Genomic DNA, 22488 nt, shown 5'->3' on the forward strand with positions numbered 1-22488 from the left:
GCTATCGCGGGCAAGCCCGGCTCCCACATTTGGCCGGGGTCGTTTCAGATATTCGAGTCGTCCAGGTACCTGAGCGCCAACCGCTCTGTCGCCAACCTTGCCGGCATCAGCAGATGCGGCGCCACCAACATCATGATCTGGTACACCACCACGCGTACCTCACCTTCACGGTCGAGAATCCGTTGGTAGTCCAGGGAAAACAGCAGGGTCATGGTGATCTGTTCCACCAATTGGCCCAGCGCCTGGGTGTCACTGACCAACTGCCCATTCGTCTTGAGCCGTGCCAGTAAAGAGGCCAGTGTGCGCTTGAGCGCCGTCAGCAGGTTGCGAATGCCCTTGGCCAGTTTCGGCAAGCGCCCCGCCAGGTTCGACAGGTCTTGGAACAGAAACCGGTAGTGCGCCATGCGCTCCACGATCAGGTGCAAAAACAGCCAGTAATCCTCGGCCGCCAGTTGGGCGTCCTCGGGCGGGTCGAGCAACGGCGCCAACTCGGCCTGGAATCGTTCGAACAGCCCAAGCACCAGCGGCTCCTTGCCATGGAAGTGGTAATAGAGATTGCCTGGGCTGATCCCCATTTCATTGGCCACCTCCATGGTCGACACGTTCGGCTCGCCCTTGTGGTTGAACAACTGCAAGGCACATTCAAGGATACGGTCGCGGGTCTTCATCCAGTCTTCTTAAAATCGTCGTTGGGTTTAGCGGACTCGCACATACGTGCCCGGCGCCGCTTCCATCGGTGGGTAATTCTGGTTGCCCAGGGCGGTCAGGGTTTCGCGCTGCACGCCGGAGCGCTGTTGGATCCACGCCAGCCAATTGGGCCACCAGCTGCCTTCGACGTGACTGGCGTCGTAGTACCAGGCGCGCGGGTCGCTGCTCAACTTGAGGTTCTCGACATAGTTGGCCTTGGGGTTGCCCGGCGGGTTGAGGATGCTCTGGATATGCCCGCTGTTGGACAGCACGAAGCGCTTGTCGCCGCCCAGCAGTTGGGTGGAGCGGTACACCGCGTCCCACGGCGTGATGTGGTCGTTGATCCCGGCCACACTGAAGCTGTCCACCGTGACCTTCTGCAAGTCAACGGGCGTGCCGCAGACTTCCAGGCCGCCGGGATGGCTCAGTGGGTTGTGCTTGAAGAAGTCCAGCAAGTCGCCATGCAGCGCGGCGGGCAGGCGGGTGTTGTCGTTGTTCCAGTACAGGATGTCGAACGCCGGCGGTTCCTTGCCCAGCAGGTAGTTGTTGATCCAGTAATTCCAGATCAGGTCATTGGGGCGCATCCAGGCGAACACCTTGGCCATGTCGCGGCCATCGAGCACGCCTTGTTGATAGGAACGGCGCTTGGCGGCTTCCAGGGTTTGCTCGTCGGCGAACAGCATGGCGGGGCCGTCAATCTGGCTGTCCAGCAGGCTCACCAGGTAGCTGGCGCTGGAGATGCGGCGCAACTGGCGCTTGGCCTGCAGGTGGCCTTGCAACGCGGCGATGGTCAGGCCACCGGCGCAGGCGCCCATCAGGTTGACCTCGCGCGCACCGGTGATTGCGCGGCACACGTTCAGTGCTTCTTCCAGGGCGGCGACGTAGGTGGACAGGCCCCATTCGCGATGGCGTACATCCGGGTTGCGCCAGCTGACCATGAATACTTGCAGGCCGTTTTTCAGGGCGAACTGGACGAAACTGTTGTTCGGGCTCAGGTCGAATATGTAGTACTTGTTGATTTGCGGCGGCACGATCAGCAGCGGCTTGGCGTACTGTTTTTCGCTCATGGGCTTGTACTGGATCAGCTCCAGCAGCTCATTGCGAAACACCACCGAGCCGGGCGTGGTGGCGACGGTCTTGCCGACTTCGAAGGCCTGCTTGGTCACCTGGCGTGGCAAGCCGTTGTTGTGCAGCAGGTCGTCAAGCAGGTTGCTGGCGCCGCGCACCACGCTGTTGCCGCCGGAGTTGAGCAGCTCTTTGATCGCCAGCGGGTTGAGCAGCGTGTTGGACGGTGACACCGCATCGTTGAGCAGGGAAAAGGCAAAATGTGCCCGAGCCCGGTCGTCGGCGCCGAGGTTGCTGTCGTCGATCCAGTGACGGGTTTGTTTTTGCCAGCTCAAGTAGGCCTGCAGGCTACGTCGATAAAACGGGTTGAGTTGCCAGGTCGGGTCGGCGAAGCGGTTGTCGGCCGGGTTTGGCTCGTGCACCGTTTCCCCGAGCAATACCCGGCCTAATTGCCCGCCTAACTTCAACGCGTGCCGGGCGGTGTGCATCGGGTTGCGCAAGCCGTGTGCGGCAACGCTGCGCAGGGTCGAGAGCAGATCCCGACCGCGCAGGCCGGTGATCGCGCTTTGTGCATTGATGAACGCGGCAGGTGTGGGCACCGGGTTCGATACGGGTCTTTCTCGCATGCGCCAACACTCCTTCGTCAAGCCATCAACAAGCACGCCAATTCAGAACCATAGTCGGTCCTGGCCAAGTGACCCTATGCGCGACCAAAATTTCTTCCCTGTAACCCCCGTGATTCGTAATTCCGTAGTAGCTGTCGAGCGCCAGCGAGGCTGCGTTGAGCGCGCCGCCGATGATGAGCCTGGCGCAGGACCGAGTCGCGGCTGACGCAGCCTCGCTGGCGCTCGACAGCTGCTACGGAGGGCTTGCTCATAGGGCGGGTTGCGGATGGATCACCGCGCGCAGGCGTTCCTCCTGGAGAAACTTCATGATGATCGGCGCCACGGCCTCGGCCCGGGTAATCAGGAACAAATGGCCGTCGTCGATGATGTGCAGTTGGGCGTTGGGAATGCGCCAGGCGAGCATGCGCATGTTGATCAGCGGGATCAGCGGGTCGTCATCGCCGGCCAGCACCAGGGTCGGCTGCTTGATCTTGTGCAGCCAGTGGATGCTGGTCCAGCCGAGCCCGGCGAACAGTTGCCAGTAGTAACCCAGCTTGCCCGCCGAACGGACTTTGCTGGCGTGTTCGGCAGCCAGTTTTGAATCCCGACGGAAGGAGCCGCCGTAGATCATCGGGGCAATGCGCACCACGTGGGACGGCTGGATATAGCGCCGGGGGCTGGCCATCAGCCACAAGACTTTCGGTTTGCCCGGCACCATGAAAGCCCCGGCGGCGGTGGCGGCAAGAATCAGCTTCTTGCAGCGCTCCGGGTAGTCATACGCAAACTGCTGCGCCAGCGCGCCGCCCCAGGAAACGCCCACCGCGTTGACCTGGCCATAATCCAGGTAATCGAGCATGCGCGCAGTGAGCTTGGCCAGGCCGGGAAAGCGATAAGGTCGGCTGGGCGTCGACGAACCGCCGACGCCTGGCACATCAAAGGCAATCACTTCCAGGTCCGGGTCCAGGGCCTGGACGAACGGAAACACCAACTCAAGGTTGGCGCCGATGCCGTTGAAAATCAGCAACGGCGTCAAGTGAGGCTTGCCCGGGCGCACCGCCGTGCGGATGGCTTGGCCATCCAGGTCGATGGTACGGAAGATGAACGGTTGCGGCATGGGCTTACCCTGCAAAATGGCGCTATTTCCCTGCGGGAACACGGTCAATGTGGGAGTCTGGTTTGCCTGCGATGCAGACGCTGCGGTGTATCAGGCACACCGAGTTGATGCCATCGCAGGCAAGCCAGCTCCCACATTTGATCCTATTCCAGCCTACCTTTCGTGAACGTATGTGCCCGGCGCCGCTTCAGCCGCTGCGTACGCTTTATTACCCAGTGCTGTCGGCGCTTTTTTCAGCTTGCCCGAGCGTTCGGCCTGCCACGCCTGCCAGTGCAGCCACCACGAATCGGTGTGCTTGGTGGCATTCTCCTGCCAGTCCAGGGCCTTGCCCGGCAGGGTATCGCTGGTCTGGTAGCGCGATTTGGGGTTGCCCGGCGGGTTCAGGATGCTCTGGATATGCCCGCTGCTGGACAGCACAAACTCGACCTTGCCCCCAAACAACTGCGCCGACTTGTAGCAGGACTGCCACGGGGTGATGTGGTCGTTGGTGCCGGCCAAAGAATAGATATCGGCGGTGACCTGCTTGAGGTCGATCGGTGTACCGCACACTTCCAGGGCATTGGCGCGTATCAGCGGGTTGTTCTTGAACAGTTCGATCAGGTCGCCGTGGAACGCAGCCGGCAAGCGCGTGGTGTCGTTGTTCCAGAACAGAATGTCGAACACCGGCGGCTCGTTGCCCAGCAGGTAATTGTTGACCCAGTAGTTCCAGATCAGATCATTGGGGCGCATCCAGGCAAACACCTTGGCCATGTCGCGGCCTTCGAGCACGCCGGCCTGGTAGGAATGGCGCTTGGCCGCTTCCAGGGTTTGTTCGTCGACGAACAGCGCCACTTGGGTGTCCAGGGTGGTGTCCAGCACGCTTACCAGCAGGGTCAGGGCGTTGACCTTCTTCTCGCCCAGTGCGGCGTAGTGGCCCAGCAGGGCGGTGCAGGTGATGCCGCCGGAGCAGGCGCCGAGCATGTTGATGTCTTTGCTGCCGGTAATCGCGCTCACCACATCGACCGCTTCTTTGAGCGCCTCGATATAGGTCGACAGGCCCCACTCGCGCTGGGCCTTGGTCGGGTTGCGCCAGCTGACGATAAACGTCTGCTGGTTATTGCGCAGGCAGAAGCGCGCCAGGCTCTTGTCCGGGCTCAGGTCGAATACATAGAACTTGTTGATCTGCGGCGGCACCACCAGCAGTGGGCGTTCGTGCACCTGCTCGGTGATCGGCCGGTACTGGATCAGCTCCAGCACATCGTTGCGAAACACCACGGCGCCTTCGGTGGTACCCAGGCTCTTGCCCACTTCAAAGGCACCCATGTTGACCTGGCTCGGCATGCCGCCGTTGTGCACCATGTCCTTGGCCAAGTGGGACAGGCCATCCAGCAGGCTCTTGCCGCCGGTCTCGAAGAAGCGTTTGACGGCTGCCGGGTTGGCCGCGCTGTTGGTGGGCGCCATGGCTTCGGTCATCAGGTTGATGACGAAGTGGCCGCGGCTGATGTCGTGTTCCGACAGGTTGCTGTCACCGATCCAGTCGTGCAGCTCCTTGCGCCACGCCAGGTAGGTTTGCAGGTAACGTTTGTAGAGCGGGTTCTGGGTCCACGCCGGGTCGTTGAAGCGACGGTCGTCGGCCTCGGGTGTCAGCTGTGATTTGCCGAACACCACGTTCTTCAACTCCACGCCGAAATGCGCGACGTGCTTGACGCTGTGCAACGGTTGTTTGATGGCCTGGGTCAGCACCATCCGAGCGGATGCCAGCAAATCCTTTTTCCGTAACGCGATGATCGGGTTCAGCCCCAGGGTGTTTTCCGAGGCCTGGCGTTTCAAGTCATCGTTGTTCTTGTTACTCATCTACGACGCTCCATTGTCCGACAGACGAGTACCGGGTACCGCTGTGTACCACTACTTGCCACACAGCACAGCCTGGTACTACTGCTCGGGTGACCGTTAATACCGCATCGTCAAATGCAGGGAACTTGCCAGTTCCATTGGTTACCCGAGTTTAATTTTTTTCGCAAGCGGGCCAATCGTTGGCCACGACAGAGGGGCATTCAAGCAGATGGAATTAGAAAATGCCCACTAATGAGCAAAAGGCCTGGGCTAGAGCATCAGCCGCACGACCGATTGGCTCGGGTCGCGGGTTTTTCCGGCTGCTTTGAGCTCGGCAAGATAATCGGCCCACAGTGCGTCCTGACGCACGGCAAGTTGGTAGAGGTAGTCCCAGGTGAACAGCCCGCTGTCATGGCCATCGTCGAAGGTCAATTTCAGTGCGTATTGGCCGGCGGGTTCGATCTTGCTCAAGCCGACATTGAGCTTGCCAAATTGCAGGATCGGTTTGCCGTGGCCCTGGACCTCGGCGGAAGGGGAGTGCACCCGCAGGAATTCGGCGGGCAGTTGATACACCTCGTCGGGACCGTAGGTAAGGCCCAGTGTCCTGGAGGCTTTGTGCAGGTTGATGGCGGTGGGCAGTTTGGTCATTTGGGGAACCGCTCAGAGATGATCCTGAAGGAACCGGCATCGTGCAGGAGCCTGGTCTCTGTGGGAGCCGGGCTTGCCCGCGATGGCAGCGCCTCGGCGTATCAGTTGCACCGAGGTGAGGCTATCGCAGGCAAGCCAGCTCCCACACAAGCCAGGCTGCTATCCAGCCCGGTTCTATATGTGGCCTACAGGATATAACGAGACAGGTCCTCGTTCTGCGCCAATTCGCCCAGGTGGCTGTTGACGTACTCGGCGTCGATCTTGATCGCCTCGCCATTCTGCGCGCCCGCCATGTCGCCGGCACTGAAGGACACTTCCTCCAGCAGGCGCTCAAGCAGGGTGTGCAGGCGACGGGCACCGATGTTCTCGGTCTTCTCGTTGACCTGCCAGGCGATCTCGGCCAGGCGCTTGATTCCGTCCGGCAAGAACTCGATGGCCAGGCCTTCGGTTTTCAGCAGTTCGCGGTATTGCTCGGTCAGCGACGCATGCGGCTCGCTGAGGATGCGTTCGAAGTCGCCCGGCGTCAGCGCTTTGAGTTCAACCCGAATCGGCAGGCGGCCTTGCAGTTCCGGCACCAGGTCGCTTGGCTTGCTCAGGTGGAACGCACCGGAGGCGATAAACAGGATGTGGTCGGTCTTGACCATGCCCAGCTTGGTGTTGACGGTGCAGCCTTCGATCAGCGGCAGCAGGTCGCGCTGCACGCCTTCGCGGGACACGTCGACGCCGCCGGAGTTGCCGCGCTTGGCCACCTTGTCGATCTCGTCGATAAACACGATGCCGTGCTGCTCGACCGCTTCCAGGGCCTTGGCCTTGAGCTCTTCCTCATTGACCAGGCGCCCGGCCTCTTCGTCACGCACCAGTTTCAGCGCGTCCTTGACCTTGAGCTTGCGGGATTTTTTCTTGCCCTTGCCCATGTTGGCGAACAGGTTCTGCAACTGGCTGGTCATTTCTTCCATGCCAGGCGGCGCGGAGATGTCGACGCCGGACACTTCGGCGACCTCGATCTCGATTTCCTTGTCGTCCAGCTGGCCTTCACGCAGGCGTTTGCGGAACAGCTGGCGGGTGTTGGAATCGGAGCTTGGCGCGGCGTCTTCGTTGAACCCCATGCGTGCCGGCGGCAGCAGGGCGTCGAGGATGCGTTCTTCGGCGGCGTCTTCGGCGCGATGGCTGACCTTGGTCATTTCCTGCTCGCGCAGCAGTTTCAGGGCAGCGTCAGCCAAGTCACGAATGATCGACTCGACGTCACGGCCCACGTAGCCGACTTCGGTGAACTTGGTGGCTTCGACCTTGATGAACGGAGCGTTGGCCAGCTTGGCCAGGCGCCGCGCGATCTCGGTTTTACCGACACCGGTCGGGCCGATCATCAGGATGTTTTTGGGGGTTACTTCAACGCGCAATTCTTCGGGCAGTTGCATCCGGCGCCAGCGGTTACGCAGGGCGATGGCAACGGCGCGCTTGGCATCGTCCTGGCCGATGATATGGCGATTGAGTTCGTGGACGATTTCGCGGGGAGTCATGGACATAATTAGTGGCGGCCCTCAAGCGGGAATAAGCCGGCGGCTTATTCGGCGAGGTCCTGCTCCTCAATGGTGAAGTTGTGGTTGGTGAAGACACAGATGTCGCCAGCGATACCCAGGGCAGTCTCGACGATTTCCCGGGCCGACAGGTCGGTTTTCTTCAGCAGTGCGCTGGCCGCGGCCTGGGCATAGCCACCGCCGGAGCCCATGGCGATCAGGCCTTCTTCGGGTTCAACCACGTCGCCGTTGCCGGTGATGATCAAGGAAGCGTCTTTGTTGGCGACAGCCAGCATGGCTTCCAGGCGGCTGAGGGAGCGGTCGGTGCGCCATTCTTTGGCGAGCTCGACGGCGGCACGAACCAGGTGGCCCTGGTGCTTTTCAAGTTGGCCTTCGAAACGTTCGAACAGGGTGAAGGCGTCAGCGGTGGCGCCAGCGAAACCGGCGAGGACCTGGCCGTGGTACAGGCGACGGACTTTTTTCGCGTTGCCTTTCATCACGGTATTGCCAAGTGAAACCTGGCCGTCGCCGCCCATGACGACTTTGCCGTGGCGGCGAACTGAAACGATGGTGGTCAAGGGGAGAGTCTCCACGCTGCGGGGCGAAAATGCCCTGATGGAACTCATATGGGGGTGGTGAAGGGGATTTCAACTGTAGGACGTGTGGTGAGCGGGCTTGCCCCGCGCTGGGCTGGGCAGCGGCTTCAACCAGAATATGGTGTTTTTTCAGACGGGTGGTGGGTCAGTTTTGGGGCTGCTGCGCAGCCCAGCGCGGGGCAAGCCCGCTCACTACAGCAAGCCTGCTCACTACAGCAGGCCCGGCCCCACATTGGTTTTGCGTTGGTCGTGGAATCAGCGGCTTTGACGTTGTTGTAACAACAGGTTGCTAAACCCGGCGCCGGCCAGTTGCTTCTGAGCCACGGTCAGCTGTTCACGGTTGCTGAACGGCCCCACTAACACGCGATACCAAGTCGCATCTTTTACCGTGCCGGATTCAACCGTTACCGCTTGCCCCAGCAGAATAATCTGCGCACGCACACGGTCTGCATCCGCCTGTTTGGGGAACGAACCCGCCTGCAGGAAGAACTTGGTCACCGGCGCTGCCTTGGTGGTGGCGACCGGCGGCGGTGGCGGCGGGGTAATCCCGGCCAACGCAGCCTGGGCTCGCGCTGTGTCGATTTTCGCCGCTTCCGCAGGCGTTACCGGCGTGGTCGGCACAGGCTGTGGCGTAGGCAGGGTTTTTTCTGGCACGGCGTCCGGCGGCACGATCACTTCCGATTCCGGCAACAGCGTGTAGAAGTCGTATTTCGGCTTCACCGGCGCGGTCGGGCTAGGTGGCGTCTTGTTCGCTTCGGCCATTTTCGTGGCCCTCTGCTGCTCTTGTTTGACGCGTTTAACGTCATCGCCCTTACCCGGGTCGAGCTTCATCAGAAACACCACAAACGCGCCGACCGTCAGGCCGATGGCCATCCACAACCAGCCCGGGATAGGTTTCTTCGCCGGTGCCTGGTAGCGGCTGGCGCCGCGCTTGGGTGCAGGTTTTTTCTTGGCAGCCAACTTACATACGCTCCAGAGTTTCCAGGCCCAACAGCTCCAGGCCTTGCTTGAGGGTCCGTCCTGCCAGTGCGGCGAGGCGCAGGCGGCTCTGCTTTTGGGCTTCGTCGTCTGCGGTCAGGATCGGGCAGTTCTCGTAGAAGCTGGAGAACAAACCGGCGACTTCGTACAAATAGGTGCAGAGGATGTGCGGGGTACCTTTCTCGCCAACGCTGTTCAGCACTTCGCCGAATTGCGCCAGCTTGGCGGCCAGTTCCTGCTCGTGTGGCGCCTCAAGGTTGATCTGGCCCTGGACTTCACTGAAGTCTTTGCCCAGCTTGCGGAACACGCCGGCCACGCGGGTGTAGGCATACAGCAGGTATGGCGCAGTGTTGCCTTCGAAGTTGAGCATCAGTTCGAAGTTGAAGCTGTAGTCGCTGGTGCGGTGCTTGGACAGGTCGGCGTATTTCACCGCGCCAATCCCTACCACGCGGGCGATGTTGCGCAGGTCGGCTTCGGCCAGTTCCGGGTTCTTTTCCTTCACCAGGTTGTAGGCGCGTTCCTGGGCTTCGTTCAGCAGGTCGATCAGCTTCACGGTGCCGCCGTCACGGGTCTTGAACGGGCGACCGTCGGCGCCGTTCATGGTGCCGAAGCCCATGTGCTCCATCTGCATCGGGTGGGTCACGAAACCGGCGCGGCGTGCCACTTCGAACACTTGCTGGAAGTGCAGCGCCTGGCGTTGGTCAACAAAGTACAGGGCGCGGTCGGCTTTCAGCACGCCACTGCGGTAGCGCACGGCGGCCAGGTCGGTGGTGGCGTAGAGGTAGCCGCCATCGGCCTTGACGATGATCACCGGCAGCGGTTCGCCATCGGCGGTCTTGAATTCTTCGAGGAACACGCACTGCGCGCCGTTGCTCTCAACCAGCAGGCCCTTGGCCTTGAGGTCGTTGACCACATTGATCAGGTCGTCGTTGTAGGCGCTTTCGCCCATCACGTCGGCCATGGTCAATTTGACGTTGAGCAGCTCGTAGATTTCCTGGCAGTGAGACAAGGAGATCTCGCGGAAGCGGCTCCACAGCTCCAGGCATTCGGCATCGCCGGCTTGCAGCTTGACCACCAGGCCACGGGCGCGGTCGGCGAATTCTTCGGATTCGTCGAAACGCTTCTTGGCGGCGCGGTAGAAGTTCTCCAGGTCCGACAGCTCGTTGCTGGTGATCGGGTTTTCCTGCAGATAGGCCATCAACATGCCGAACTGGGTACCCCAGTCGCCCACGTGGTTCTGGCGGATCACCTCGTCGCCGAGGAACTCCAGGACCCGCGCCACGCCGTCACCGATGATGGTGGAGCGCAGGTGGCCCACGTGCATTTCCTTGGCCAGGTTCGGTGCCGACAGGTCGATGGCCACGCGTTGGGCCGGGCCAGCCTTGCGCACGCCGATTTTGGCGTCGGCCAGGGCGGCGTCCAGGCGAGACGCCAGGGCCTGGGTATTCTGGAAAAAGTTGATAAAGCCCGGGCCGGCGATTTCAGCCTTGGTGACCTGCGGGTCGGCCGGCAATGCGGCGATGATTTTTTCTGCCAGGTCGCGCGGCTTCAGGCCGGCAGGCTTGGCCAGCATCATCGCAATGTTGCTGGCGAAGTCACCGTGGGTCTTGTCGCGGGTATTTTCCACCTGGATCGCCGGCGTCAGGCCTTCAGGCAACACACCTTCGTTGACGAGTTGGGTGATGGCTTGTTGGATCAGCTGGCGAATGGTGTCTTTCATCGTGTTCTCTTTCGACCGCAAGCGGTGGCGCGCGATGCGCAGGTGGAAAAACTGGGCATTATCCGTGGCGAGGGCGGGCTTGCCAACCTTCGCTGGACCTTGACGGACGATTAACCTGTGGTGAGGGAGCTTGCTGTGGCGAGGGAGCTTGCTCCCGCTGGAGTGCGTAGCGCTCCCGGCTTTTTTGGGGCTTCTACGCAGCCCAGCGGGAGCAAGCTCCCTCGCCACAGGGGTCTAGTACAAATCTACCGGGTCTACGTCCAACGACCATCTCACTTGGCGACCGCTGGGCATTTGCTCCAGGGCAAGTAACCAGCTGCTTAATAAACGATGCAGCGGGGCACGCGCGATGGCTTGCAAGAGTAGCTGGGCGCGGTAACGACCGGCGCGGCGCTCCATGGGCGCGGGCACCGGGCCGAGCAATTCGATGCCGGTCAGACCCAGCTCACCCAGCAAACGTTCAGCCGCGCTGCACGCTTCATCCAGGAAACCTTCGGCCTGCCCCGGCTTGTGCGCCTCGGCCCGCAGCAGCGCCAGATGCGCAAACGGCGGCAAGCCGGCGGAGCGGCGTTCGCTCAAGGCTTGTTCAGCGAAGGCAAAGTAGCCTTGTTCTGTCAGTTGAATCAGCAGCGGGTGGTCGGCCAGGTGCGTCTGGATGATCACCTTGCCTGGCTCTTCAGCCCGCCCGGCACGGCCTGCGACCTGCACGATAAGCTGGGCCATGCGCTCGCTGGCGCGAAAATCCCCGGAAAACAGCCCGCCGTCGGCATCCAGGATCGACACCAGGGTCACCCGTGGGAAGTGATGCCCTTTGGCAAGCATCTGCGTGCCCACCAGAATGCACGGCTGGCCCTTCTGAATGGTGGCGAACAGCTGATTCATCGCGTCCTTGCGCGAGGTGCTGTCACGGTCGACCCGCAGCACCGGGTAGTCCGGGAACAAAATCCCCAGCCGTTCCTCGGCGCGTTCGGTGCCTGCGCCAACCGGGCGCAAATCGACTTTGCCGCACTGCGGGCAGTGACGCGGTACGCGTTCCACGTGGCCGCAGTGATGGCAGCGCAGTTCGCCGGAGCGCTGGTGCACGGTCATTCGCGCATCGCAGCGCTTGCACTCGGACATCCAGCCGCAGTCATGGCACAGCAGCGTCGGCGCAAACCCTCGGCGGTTGAGGAATACCAGCACTTGCTGGCCCGCCGCGAGGGTTTGCCCGATGGCTTGCTGCATCGGCCCGGAAATGCCGCTGTCCAGTGGGCGACTTTTCACATCCAGGCGCAGGAAACGTGGCTGCTTGGCGCCGCCGGCACGCTCGTTGAGGCGCAGCAGGCCGTAGCGCCCGGTGTAGGCATTGTGCAGGCTTTCCAGGGACGGCGTGGCCGAACCCAGCACGATCGGGATGTTTTCCTGGCGGGCGCGCACCAGCGCCAGGTCGCGGGCGTGGTAGCGCAGGCCTTCCTGCTGTTTATAGGAGCCGTCGTGTTCTTCGTCGATGATGATCAGCCCGGGATTTTTCATCGGGGTGAACAGCGCCGAACGGGTACCAATAATAATGTCGGCCTCACCGTCCCGGGCGGCGAGCCAGGATTCCAGGCGCTCGCGGTCGTTGACCGCCGAGTGCACGAGGGCGATGCGTGCATTGAAGCGCTGTTCGAAACGCGCCAGGGTTTGCGGGCCGAGGTTGATCTCGGGGATCAGCACCAGCGCCTGTTTACCGGCCTGGAGGGTTTCGCGGATCAGTTGCAAATAGACTTCGGTCTTGCCGCTGCCCGTGACGCCGGCCAGCAAAAACGCATGGAAACTGTCGAAACCGGTGCGAATCGCCTCGTAGGCAGCGCGTTGTTCCGGGTTGAGCGGCAGCTCTGGCTGGGCCAGCCAGTGTTCGTGGCGCTCGCCGGGGGCGTGCTTGCGAATCTCTACCTGCACCAAGCCCTTGGCCAGCAGCAAATCCAGGCTGTCCTTGCTCAACATCAGCTTGCTTAATAGCTGATGGGCGACGCCATGGGGATGCTGGGCCAGCGTCGCCAGGGCTTCACGCTGGCGTGGGGCGCGGGCGATGCGTGGGTCGTCCATGCGCGCCCCCGGCACCATCGACCAGAAACGCTCCTGGCGCGCCTCGGCCAGTTCGCCCTGGCGCAACAGCACCGGCAGCGCCCAGCTCAAGGTGTCGCCGAGGCTGTGCTGGTAGTACTGCGAAGTCCACAGGCACAGCTTGAACAGCGCGGGGGGTAATGGCGGCGTGCTGTCGAGGATCGCCACCGCGGGCTTGAGTTTCTCGGCGGGCACTTCGCTGTGATCGGCGACTTCCACCAGAATGCCGATCATCTCCCGCCGGCCAAACGGCACCCGCACGCGCATGCCGGGCTGCAACTGCGACCGCAATACGCCGGCAGGTGCCCGATAATCGAACAGGCGGCGCAGGGGCGAGGGCAGGGCGAGGCGCAAAATGGCGTCGGGCACGCGGGGGTTCTCATATGGCGGGCGGTGAAGAAGGGCGCGAGCCTAGCAGACCAGCGGTGGATGTGGGAGCCGGGCTTGCCGCGATAGTCGATACGGGGCGCCTGAGAGACCGCAGCGCCTGCATCGCGGGCAAGCCCGGCTCCCACAGGGCCTTGTGTATGCCGAGCTTTTCTGATGAAAGGGGGCGTAGTGCTTCTTGCGCGTTTAAAAAGGTCTGGTAGAATCCGCGGCCTAATTACGTGCGGTATTCAACAATAGTGTTGATTGGCGGCACGCTAGCCTGAGGAATACACCATGAAAGCCGATATCCATCCAAACTATGTTGCCATCGACGTTACCTGCAGCTGCGGTAACAAGTTCGAAACCCGTTCGACTTTCGGCAAAGCTCTGCCAATCGACGTGTGCAACGAGTGCCACCCGTTCTACACCGGTAAGCAGAAGACTCTGGATATTGGCGGCCGTGTTGATCGCTTCAAGACCCGTTTCGGTGCTTTCGGCGCAGCTAAAACTGCTGCTCCAGCTCCAGAAGCTGAGTAAGGCGATCGGCTTGAAAAGCCAGTTTGGCTTTTCTGTGTTGATAAAAAAGGCGCCCCTTGCGGGCGCCTTTTTTGTGTCTGCGATTTGGCTGGCGCCCGCCCAGGCGCAGGTGTTCTGCCCTGCGCCATCGTCCGTGGTCACCTTCGACGTGCAGCGGGTGGTGGACGGCGACACCGTGCGCCTCAAGGACGGCCGTAGCGTGCGTATGATCGGCATCAATGCCCCGGAAACCGGCAAGAAGGGACGCTCTGACGAGCCCTTCGCCGTGGCCGCTCGCGAGCGCTTGAAACGCCTGGTGGATGCGAGCAACGGGCGAGTCGGCGTGGTGCCCGGCCGGGAGGGCAAGGACCGTTACGGGCGCACCCTGGCCCACCTCTACGGTGCCAACGGGGCGAATCTGGAGGCGCAGTTGCTCGCCGAAGGCCTCGGCTTCCAAGTGGCGGTCGCGCCGAACGTGGAGCTGGTCGCCTGCCAGCAGGCCGCCGAACGCAGCGCCCGCCTTGCCCGGTTAGGGGTGTGGCGCCAGTCGCCGGTGATAGATGCAGCGAAGGTCCGGCGCTCGGGTTTTGCGGTGGTCAGCGGCCAGGTGAGCAAAGTCGAGCGCAATCGCGGCGGAGTCTGGATTGAGCTGCAGGGCTCACTGGTATTACGCATTGCGCCCAATCTGGCGGGCCGATTCGACAGTGCATTGCTGAAGGGTTTGCAGGGCCAGTCCATCGAGGCCCGCGGCTGGGTGCTGGACCGCGCCCGACGCGAGGGCCTGAAAAAGGGCCAGGCGCGCTGGCTACTGCCATTGACTGATCCCGGTATGTTTCAGCAAGCACCCTAAGAAAAAAATTGTAGACATTTTTTCGTATGATTGTGAACAGTTGAGCCCTTGTATCCCGTGGCTCTTGGCCAAAAGTCGTAGGGCAGGGCCCTTGACACCTGTGACTGCCCAGTCTTGTGGGGACTTTGCGACACGCGTATCCTCGGCGGTCCGTCGACCAACAGTAAAAGCGGAATGCCGATATGTCTGATTTGAAAACTGCCGCTCTCGAATATCATGCCCATCCTCGTCCAGGAAAGCTGAGTGTAGAGCTCACCAAAGCCACTGCCACCGCCCGCGACCTGTCGCTGGCCTACAGCCCTGGCGTTGCCGAGCCCGTACGTGAAATCGCCCGCGACCCTGAACTGGCTTACAAGTACACCGGTAAAGGCAACCTGGTTGCAGTGATCTCTGATGGCACCGCGATCCTCGGCCTGGGTAACCTTGGCCCATTGGCTTCCAAGCCAGTCATGGAAGGTAAGGGCGTGCTGTTCAAGCGCTTCGCCGGCATTGACGTATTCGACATCGAAGTCGATTCCGAAAGCCCACAGGCTTTCATCGACACCGTAAAGCGCATCTCCATCACCTTCGGTGGTATCAACCTGGAAGACATCAAGGCACCTGAGTGCTTCGAGATCGAAAAGGCCCTGATCGAGCAGTGCGACATCCCGGTATTCCACGATGACCAGCACGGCACCGCGATCGTTACCGCGGCCGGCATGATCAACGCTCTGGAAATCGCTGGCAAAACCCTCGGCGAAGCCAAGATCGTTTGCCTGGGCGCCGGCGCTGCAGCCATCTCCTGCATGAAGTTGCTGGTGAGCATGGGCGCCAAGCTGGAAAACATTTACATGGTCGACAGCAAGGGCGTTGTGCAGTCCGAGCGTACCGACCTGAACCAGTACAAGGCGATGTTCGCGCATCCGTCCTCCAAACGTACCCTGGCTGACGCCCTTGACGGTGCAGACGTGTTCGTTGGCCTGTCCGGCCCGAACCTGTTGAGCGCCGAAGGCCTCAAGTCCATGGCGGCCAACCCGATCGTGTTCGCGTGCTCCAACCCGGACCCGGAGATCTCCCCGGAACTGGCCCACGCCACCCGTGACGACGTGATCATGGCCACCGGCCGTTCGGACTACCCGAACCAGGTCAACAACGTGCTGGGCTTCCCGTTCATCTTCCGTGGTGCCCTGGACGTTCGCGCCAAGCGCATCAACGAAGAGATGAAAGTAGCGGCCGCCAACGCCCTGCGTGAACTGGCCAAGCTGCCGGTGCCTCAGGATGTATGCGACGCCTACGGTGGCGCCAAACTGGAATTCGGTCGTGAGTACATCATTCCCAAGCCAATGGACAAGCGCCTGATCACCCTGATCTCCGATGCCGTGGCTAAAGCTGCGATCGAGACCGGTGTGGCCACCCTGCCGTATCCGAAGAACTACCCGCTGAAAAGCGTGGATGATGTGTTCAACGGCTAATCCGTTGTAGCGCACCAACAAAAAGCCCCGGCTCTTGCGAGTCGGGGCTTTTTGTTACCTGTTGATCAGTTCAAGGCTTGCGACGATCCAAATGTGGGGGCCGGGCTTGCTGTGGTGAACCCGACGGGGGACAAGCCCCCTCACCACAGCAAGCCCGCTCCCACAGGGGATTTGCGTTAGAACAAGTCGATCGGCGCCGCTTCATCCGCCGGCAGCGGGCTGCCCGGTGCAACGCCATTGCCCAACTCATTGACCGATGGCGGCGTGTCTTCGCTCTTGAACAGCTCGAAGTACGCGTTCGGCGTGCTCGGCGCTGCCGCACGCCCGCTGACCGGGTCGATCCGCAGGCTAAGAATGCCTTCCGGCTCCGGCTGGGTATGCAGCGGCATATCCTTCAACGCGGCGCCCATGTAGCTCATCCAGATCGGCAGCGCGACAGTACCGCCGAACTCCCGGCGACCGAGGCTTTCCGGTTGGTCGTAACCGGTCCATACGGTGGTCACGTAGTCGGCGTTGTAGCCCGAGAACCACGCATCCTTGGAATCGTTGGTGGTACCGGTCTTGCCGGCGATGTCGGCGCGGCCCAAGGCCAGTGCGCGACGGCCGGTGCCTTTCTTGATCACGTCTTCCAGGATGCTGTTGAGGATGTAGGTAGTACGGCCATCCACAACACGTTCGGCCACCGCGGGCGCTTGCGGTGCGGCAGGTGCGCCGGCTGCCGGAGCTTCGCCAGGTGTCGGATTGATGGTGATGCCGCCATTGCTCGGGGCTGCCTGGCCGTCAGTGGCTGCAACGCCGTTGACCACATCGCCCGGTACGCGCGGCGGGTTGGCGGTGAACAGGGTTTCGCCGTTACGGCTTTCGATCTTGTCGATCAGGTACGGCGTGATCTTGTAGCCGCCGTTGGCAAAGGTGCTCCAGCCGGTGGCGATTTCCATCGGCGTCAGCGTGGCGGTACCGAGTGCCAGGGACAGGTTCGGTGGCAGGTCCTGCTTGTTGAAGCCGAACCGGGTGATGTAGTCGATGGTCTTGCCTACACCCATCGCTTGCAGCAGGCGGATCGACACCAGGTTACGCGACTTGTACAGCGCCTCGCGGACGCGGATCGGGCCGAGGAAGGTGTTGGTGTCGTTCTTCGGGCGCCAGACCTTGTCCAGGTACTCGTCGACAAACACGATCGGTGCGTCGTTGACCAGGCTGGCGGCGGTATAGCCGTTGTCCAGGGCAGCGCTGTAGATAAACGGCTTGAAGCTCGAACCCGGCTGGCGCTTGGCCTGGGTGGCGCGGTTGTAGTTGCTCTGTTCGAAGGCAAAACCGCCGACCAGGGCGCGGATCGCACCGTTCTGCGGGTCCAGCGATACCAGTGCGCCCTGTGCCACCGGCACCTGGCTGAATTTCAGGCTGTCGTCTTTCTGGCGCTGCACGCGGATCAGGTCACCGACCTGCGCCACGTCCGACGGCTGCTTGGGCATCGCACCCATGCTGTTGGTGTTCAGGAAGGGGCGAGCCCATTTCATGCTGTCCCACGACACATGCTCTTCGCCGGTGCGGGTCAGTACCTGCACCCCATCTTTCTTCACCTGGGTGACGATGGCGGGCTCAAGGCCGCTGATTGGGCGCTGCTTGCCCAACTCGACGGTCCAGGCGCTCAGGGTCTTGCCCGGCAGGCGCGATTCGGGGCCACGGTAGCCGTGGCGCTGGTCGTAGGCGACCAGGCCGTCGTGCACCGATTTGTTGGCGATATCCTGCAGGTTGCTCGGAATCGTGGTGGTCACGCGAAAGCCTTCGGTGTACGCCTCGCTGCCATAACGGCCGACCATCTCGGCACGGGCCATTTCCGCGATGTACGGGGCATTCACTTCCGGCGTCGGCACGTGGTAGCTGGCGTTCAACGGCTCGGCCACTGCACTTTCGTACGCGGCCTGGTCGATCTTGCCCAGCTTGTACATGCGGCCCAGGATCCAGTCGCGACGTTCTTTGCTGCGCGCCGGGTTGGCCAGCGGGTTGAAGCGCGAAGGAGCCTTGGGCAGGCCGGCAATCATCGCCATCTGCGCCAGGCTGGCGTCACGGATCGACTTGCCGTAGTAGACCTGGGACGCCGCCTCGATGCCGTAGGCACGGTTGCCGAGGTAGATCTTGTTCACGTACAGCTCGAGGATTTCGTCCTTGGTCAGCTGTCGTTCGATCTGCAACGCCAGGAGAATCTCCGTGGCCTTGCGCGAAAAACTGCGCTCGCTGGTGAGGAAGAAGTTCTTCGCCACCTGCATGGTGATGGTGCTGCCACCGGATTGAATGTGTCCGCTTTTTACCAACTGCGTGGCGGCCCGCACCAGGCTGCTGGGGTCGACGCCATAGTGATTGGCGAAATTATCGTCTTCAGCCGACAGCAGGGCGTTGATGAAATTGGGTGGAATGTCGGCGAAACGGATCGGGGTGCGGCGCATTTCGCCGAACTCCGCGATCAATTTTTCATCGCTGCTGTAGACCCGCAAAGGAATCTGCAACTGGATACTTCTCAGGGCCTCTACGGAGGGCAAACCCGGACTAAGGTAGAGATAGGCCCCGCTGAGCACGAGCATCAGCCCGCAGACGATCGCGACAATGGAGTACCCGAAAAACTTCAGCAGACGAATCAAGGCTTTTGGATTTCCAAGGAAAAGAAAGGGTTAGGCGTCGGGGCATGCACGGCAAGCGGTGGCTCGACCCGGCCAGCAGATAAACGCGGGAAAAAACGCTGGGCATTAAAGCATTTTTCGGCTTGGGGCGTCATTCGCGCCGCTCATACAAGCCGACCGAATGCATGAAACCTGGCAGCAATCAGTCCGTAAGACAGGGAAAGTTTTGGGGAGTTTTATGCGAAAGGGATTTTTCAGGCGAAAAGCCGATGCGGTCCTGGGTGTCGACATCAACGACACCTGCGTCCGGCTGGTGGAACTCGAGGTTTCGGGCAGCGGCTACCGCGTCCGGGGGTATGCCATGCAACCGTTGCCGGCCCATGCGGTGGTCGATAGCAGCGTGGTTGATTTTGAGGGTGTGGCGCAGGCGCTTTCCAGGGCGCTGGTACAGGCGCAGACCTCACTGCGCCATGCTGCCGTGGCTGTGGCCGGGCCCTCGGTAATCACCCGCGTACTGGAAATGGAGGCGGGGCTTACTGATGCTGAAATGGTGCGCCGGATCCACACCGAGGCCGACCAGTACATTCCTTATCCGTTAGAGGATGTGGCCATCGACTTTCACATCCAGGGGCCATCGGCCCATGATCCGCAGCGCGTCGACGTATTGCTTGCCACCTGCCTCAAGGAACAGGTCGAAGCCCGTGAGGCGGTTTTGGCCCTGGCGGGCCTGGCGACGCGAATCGTCGATGTCGAAGCATTTGCATTGGCCCGCGCGGGCAGGCAGGCTTCGGACAGCATCACGCCGGGCCGTCGCGTCGATGGCGCTCAATGGGCGGTGGATGCCCAGGGAATGGAAGTGGCCTGCGGGTTGGCCCTGAGGAGTTTCGACTGATGACACGAATCAACCTGCTGCCGTGGCGGGCAGAGCGCAACGAGCGGCGACGCAAATACTTTCTGGTGTTCTTGCTCGGGGCTGCGGCTGTGGCGCTGGCAACGGTGTGGCTGGCAGACCAGGTGATCGGTCGTGCGATCGATCGGCAATTGGCCCGCAACAGCCAGTTGAGCCAGGGTGTCACCGGGCTCGACTCCAGGATCAAGGCCATCGACGAGTTGCATGAACAGCGCCAGCAGTTGATGGAGCGGATGAAGGTTGTGCAGGGTTTGCAGGATGATCGTTCGGCGGGTGCTCAACTGCTGGGCCAGTTGGCGCGTGCCGTACCGGACGGCGTGCAGTTGCGCGAGGTAAGCGTTGAGGGTGGTGCCGTTTCGATCAGCGGCACTGCCGAGTCAAACCATGACATTGCCCAGCTGGTGCGTGGTCTTGAGGCTGCCGATGACTTGCGGGCGCCAAGGCTTCAGCGGGTTCGCGCCGCGCAGGACGGCAACGACAATGGCTTTCAGTTGACGGTTCGCCATGGTCACTTGGATGAGGCGCGCCAATGAGCGGGTTGTCAGGCCTGGCAAGGCTGATGGAACCCGAAATCGCCCAACTCTACCGAAACGCCGCCAACTGGCCCCTACCCGGCAAGGCGTTGCTGGGCGGCGCGCTGGTTGGCCTGCTGTGGGTCGTGGGCAACACCTTCTACTTGAGCGGGTCGCGGGAGCAACTGCACGCGCTTGAGGCGCAGCAAGTGGCGCTTGAGCAGCAGGTAGCGTTAACAACCAGCCAGGCGTTCGGCCTTGAATCCCAGGCCCACGCACTGGAAACCATGCAAGGCAGTTTCGACAACCTGTTGCGCCAGTTGCCTGCCAATACCGAAGTGCCAGGCCTGCTTGAAGACATCACCCGGCTGGGCGCCGCCAATGGCCTGGTGCTGGAGGCCATCGAGCTTCTGGATGAGCAGCCCCGGCCCCTGTACATCGAATCACCCCTGCAGATAAGCGTCACCGGGACTTTTCACGACCTGGCGTCGTTCATCAATGGCATGGCTGGTTTACCGAGGGTTGTCACGGTGCATGACCTGGCGTTCAGCCATGTCGAACCCTCTTTGTTACGGTTGAGCCTGGTGGCGAAGATTTATCGCTACAACCCTCAGGCGGGCAGGCGCGAGCTGTCGCAGCCTGTCACCGAATCCGGGCCGCAGCAGCCCGTGGCCTACGACTTTGCCTCCTTGCGCGATCCCTTCCAGCCAACCACTCGCCAGTCTGTACGTCCAGTCGGGCGCCCGGCTGCCGGCCCTGATCTCGCCAGGCCACGCGCGATGCTTGAGGGATTCGCCGTCGATCAGTTCGAAATGGTCGGCACCTTGTCCATGGGGGCCCAAACCTTTGCCCTGCTGCGCGGAGCATCGTCGATCCATCGCCTGGCAATCGGCGACTACCTGGGCCCGCACCACGGGCGCATCACGGCGATTCATGACGCCCATGTCGAACTGGCCGAGCTTTTTCCGGACGGCCAGGGCGCCTGGCTGGAACGCTCACAAATCCTTGCCCTGAACAACGTCAACTCATAACGGAAACAAACAATGAAAAGGACTTTTTCGTCCTTCGGTGTGGCGCTATGGATAGCGTTCACGGCACCGATGGTCATGGCTGTGCCCAATCGAATCGACCTGATTCACCTGCCGCCACCCGGCAATGTCCCGCTGAACACCGAGCGCGTGGCTTATACCGGCAGCAAACTGTCCCTCAACTTCCAGAACATCGAGTTGCGCGCGGTGCTGCAGCAGATCGCCGACGTCGCCGGCCTCAACCTGGTGGCCAGCGATGATGTGCAGGGTTCGATCACCCTGCGCCTCAAGGATGTGCCCTGGGATCAGGCACTGGATCTGGTGTTGCAAACCAAGGGGCTGGACAAGCGCATTACGGCCAACGTGCTGCTGGTCGCGCCGGCCGAGGAGTTGGCTGCCCGCGAACTGCTGGTGCTGGAGTCGCGCAAACAAATGACCGAGCTGGCGCCGCTGCGCCGCGAGCTGCTGCAGGTCAATTACGCCAAGGCCTCGGACCTCGCCAAGCTGTTCCAGTCGGCAGTGGGCCTGGAAGGTGCAACCGATGAGCGCGGGTCGGTGGCGGTGGACGATCGCACCAACAACATCATCGCCTACCAGACCCAGGCGCGCCTGGAGGAGCTGCGCCGGATCGTCGCGCAACTGGACATCCCCGTGCGCCAGGTAATGATTGAGGCGCGCATTGTCGAGGCCAATGTCGACTACGACAAAAGCCTCGGGGTGCGCTGGGGTGGGCAGGTCAACCGAGGTAACTGGAGTGCTGGCGGAATCAGGAAAGCGCTGGCCGAAGGTACCGAGCCGGCCGAGCACCCAACCAGCGCTCCGTTTGTGGACCTGGGCACGGTCAATGGCAGCGCCGGCCTGGGCATCGCGTTTATCACCGACAACCTGCTGCTGGACCTGGAGCTGACCGCCATGGAAAAAACCGGCAACGGGGAAATTGTCTCGCAGCCCAAGGTCGTCACCTCCGATAAGGAAACCGCGCGAATCCTCAAGGGCACCGAGATTCCCTACCAGGAATCCAGCTCCACCGGCGCCACCTCGGTGTCATTCAAGGAGGCCTCGTTGTCATTGGAGGTGACGCCGCAAATCACCCCGGATGGCTGGGTGGTCATGGAGGTCAAGGTCACCAAGGACGAACCCGACTACCTGAACAAGCTCAACGATGTGCCGCCGATCAAGAAAAACGAGGTGAACGCCAAGGTGCTGGTCAAGGATGGCGAGACCATCGTCATAGGCGGGGTTTTCTCCACTGCCCAAAGCAAAGTGGTAGATAAAGTGCCATTTTTGGGCGATGTGCCGTATCTTGGCCGCCTTTTCCGGCGGGATGTGGTTTCGGAGAAAAAATCCGAGCTGCTGGTATTCCTGACTCCGCGTATTATGAATAACCAGGCGATTGCTGTGAGTCGTTGATTC

At 61.7% G+C, this 22488-nt stretch carries 17 protein-coding genes and 1 pseudogene; 7 read left to right on the forward strand and 11 right to left on the reverse strand.

The genetic code is table 11. The features are described 5' to 3' along the window. Positions 1-44: 44 nt before the first annotated feature. The 10 genes from RGV33_RS01930 to RGV33_RS01975 form a co-directional block, all read right to left on the reverse strand. Positions 45-668 (reverse strand): TetR/AcrR family transcriptional regulator, encoded by a 624-nt coding sequence (locus RGV33_RS01930; RefSeq protein WP_322142883.1) that lies wholly within the window; start codon positions 666-668, stop codon positions 45-47. 27 nt (positions 669-695) lie between these two features. After that, positions 696-2378: a class II poly(R)-hydroxyalkanoic acid synthase gene (gene phaC / locus RGV33_RS01935; protein WP_322142884.1), complete on the reverse strand. Its 1683-nt coding sequence runs from the start codon at positions 2376-2378 to the stop codon at positions 696-698. A 247-nt stretch (positions 2379-2625) separates the two neighbouring features. Further along, positions 2626-3471, reverse strand: coding sequence for a poly(3-hydroxyalkanoate) depolymerase (phaZ, locus tag RGV33_RS01940; protein ID WP_003209316.1), 846 nt, complete (start codon positions 3469-3471; stop codon positions 2626-2628). A 153-nt stretch (positions 3472-3624) separates the two neighbouring features. Next, a complete protein-coding gene (phaC, locus tag RGV33_RS01945) occupies positions 3625-5304 on the reverse strand; it encodes a class II poly(R)-hydroxyalkanoic acid synthase (protein ID WP_322142885.1) in 1680 nt (559 codons plus the stop codon). Between the two features lie 249 nt (positions 5305-5553). Continuing rightward, positions 5554-5931, reverse strand: coding sequence for a DUF971 domain-containing protein (locus RGV33_RS01950; RefSeq protein ID WP_322142886.1), 378 nt, complete (start codon positions 5929-5931; stop codon positions 5554-5556). A gap of 185 nt (positions 5932-6116) precedes the next feature. Beyond that, complete coding sequence (hslU, locus tag RGV33_RS01955) at positions 6117-7454, reverse strand: ATP-dependent protease ATPase subunit HslU (RefSeq protein WP_322142887.1); 1338 nt, start codon at positions 7452-7454, stop codon at positions 6117-6119. Between the two features lie 38 nt (positions 7455-7492). Continuing rightward, positions 7493-8023 carry an ATP-dependent protease subunit HslV gene (gene hslV / locus RGV33_RS01960; protein ID WP_088423058.1) on the reverse strand — a complete coding sequence of 177 codons (531 nt, stop codon included), beginning with the start codon at positions 8021-8023 and terminating at the stop codon, positions 7493-7495. 273 nt (positions 8024-8296) lie between these two features. Beyond that, positions 8297-9001: an SPOR domain-containing protein gene (locus RGV33_RS01965; RefSeq protein ID WP_177088684.1), complete on the reverse strand. Its 705-nt coding sequence runs from the start codon at positions 8999-9001 to the stop codon at positions 8297-8299. A 1-nt stretch (position 9002) separates the two neighbouring features. Next, positions 9003-10739, reverse strand: coding sequence for an arginine--tRNA ligase (argS, locus tag RGV33_RS01970; protein ID WP_322142888.1), 1737 nt, complete (start codon positions 10737-10739; stop codon positions 9003-9005). 234 nt (positions 10740-10973) lie between these two features. Further along, positions 10974-13193, reverse strand: coding sequence for a primosomal protein N' (locus tag RGV33_RS01975; protein ID WP_322142889.1), 2220 nt, complete (start codon positions 13191-13193; stop codon positions 10974-10976). Positions 13194-13487: 294 nt separating this feature from the next. Between RGV33_RS01975 and rpmE the strand changes: the two genes are divergently transcribed. The 3 genes from rpmE to RGV33_RS01990 all read left to right on the forward strand — a co-directional run bounded on the left by rpmE (position 13488) and on the right by RGV33_RS01990 (position 16010). Next, positions 13488-13730, forward strand: coding sequence for a 50S ribosomal protein L31 (gene rpmE / locus RGV33_RS01980; RefSeq protein WP_076018081.1), 243 nt, complete (start codon positions 13488-13490; stop codon positions 13728-13730). Positions 13731-13803: 73 nt separating this feature from the next. Continuing rightward, positions 13804-14559 (forward strand): thermonuclease family protein, encoded by a 756-nt coding sequence (locus RGV33_RS01985; RefSeq protein WP_416152054.1) that lies wholly within the window; start codon positions 13804-13806, stop codon positions 14557-14559. A gap of 182 nt (positions 14560-14741) precedes the next feature. Then, positions 14742-16010: a malic enzyme-like NAD(P)-binding protein gene (locus RGV33_RS01990; RefSeq protein WP_322142891.1), complete on the forward strand. Its 1269-nt coding sequence runs from the start codon at positions 14742-14744 to the stop codon at positions 16008-16010. A gap of 176 nt (positions 16011-16186) precedes the next feature. Here RGV33_RS01990 and RGV33_RS01995 read toward each other — a convergent pair whose 3' ends face one another. Then, complete coding sequence (locus RGV33_RS01995) at positions 16187-18643, reverse strand: penicillin-binding protein 1A (protein WP_416152102.1); 2457 nt, start codon at positions 18641-18643, stop codon at positions 16187-16189. A gap of 220 nt (positions 18644-18863) precedes the next feature. Between RGV33_RS01995 and pilM the strand changes: the two genes are divergently transcribed. The 4 genes and pseudogenes from pilM to RGV33_RS02015 form a co-directional block, all read left to right on the forward strand. Beyond that, positions 18864-19517: a type IV pilus assembly protein PilM gene (gene pilM, locus RGV33_RS02000; protein WP_322142893.1), complete on the forward strand. Its 654-nt coding sequence runs from the start codon at positions 18864-18866 to the stop codon at positions 19515-19517. Next, positions 19517-20068: a PilN domain-containing protein gene (locus tag RGV33_RS02005; RefSeq protein WP_322142894.1), complete on the forward strand. Its 552-nt coding sequence runs from the start codon at positions 19517-19519 to the stop codon at positions 20066-20068. Before pilM ends, RGV33_RS02005 begins: the two co-directional genes overlap by 1 nt. After that, positions 20065-21078 (forward strand): pilus assembly protein PilP, encoded by a 1014-nt coding sequence (locus RGV33_RS02010; protein WP_322142895.1) that lies wholly within the window; start codon positions 20065-20067, stop codon positions 21076-21078. The genes RGV33_RS02005 and RGV33_RS02010 overlap by 4 nt, the downstream gene beginning before the upstream one ends. Positions 21079-21219: 141 nt before the next feature. Then, positions 21220-22485, forward strand: a pseudogene (locus RGV33_RS02015) (type IV pilus secretin PilQ); the annotation flags it as partial. Between the last annotated feature and the right edge of the window lie 3 nt (positions 22486-22488).

This window comes from Pseudomonas sp. Bout1, from assembly GCF_034314165.1.
In the GTDB taxonomy this organism is placed as follows: Bacteria; Pseudomonadota; Gammaproteobacteria; order Pseudomonadales; family Pseudomonadaceae; genus Aquipseudomonas.

Coding starts and splice junctions, on each gene's coding strand:
- RGV33_RS01930 (WP_322142883.1), bottom strand. CDS start 668: ATGAAGACCCGCGACCGTATCCTTGAATGTGCCTTGCAGTTGTTCAAC.
- phaC (WP_322142884.1), bottom strand. CDS start 2,378: ATGCGAGAAAGACCCGTATCGAACCCGGTGCCCACACCTGCCGCGTTC.
- phaZ (WP_003209316.1), bottom strand. CDS start 3,471: ATGCCGCAACCGTTCATCTTCCGTACCATCGACCTGGATGGCCAAGCC.
- phaC (WP_322142885.1), bottom strand. CDS start 5,304: ATGAGTAACAAGAACAACGATGACTTGAAACGCCAGGCCTCGGAAAAC.
- RGV33_RS01950 (WP_322142886.1), bottom strand. CDS start 5,931: ATGACCAAACTGCCCACCGCCATCAACCTGCACAAAGCCTCCAGGACA.
- hslU (WP_322142887.1), bottom strand. CDS start 7,454: ATGTCCATGACTCCCCGCGAAATCGTCCACGAACTCAATCGCCATATC.
- argS (WP_322142888.1), bottom strand. CDS start 10,739: ATGAAAGACACCATTCGCCAGCTGATCCAACAAGCCATCACCCAACTC.
- rpmE (WP_076018081.1), top strand. CDS start 13,488: ATGAAAGCCGATATCCATCCAAACTATGTTGCCATCGACGTTACCTGC.
- RGV33_RS01990 (WP_322142891.1), top strand. CDS start 14,742: ATGTCTGATTTGAAAACTGCCGCTCTCGAATATCATGCCCATCCTCGT.
- pilM (WP_322142893.1), top strand. CDS start 18,864: ATGCGAAAGGGATTTTTCAGGCGAAAAGCCGATGCGGTCCTGGGTGTC.
- RGV33_RS02005 (WP_322142894.1), top strand. CDS start 19,517: ATGACACGAATCAACCTGCTGCCGTGGCGGGCAGAGCGCAACGAGCGG.
- RGV33_RS02010 (WP_322142895.1), top strand. CDS start 20,065: ATGAGCGGGTTGTCAGGCCTGGCAAGGCTGATGGAACCCGAAATCGCC.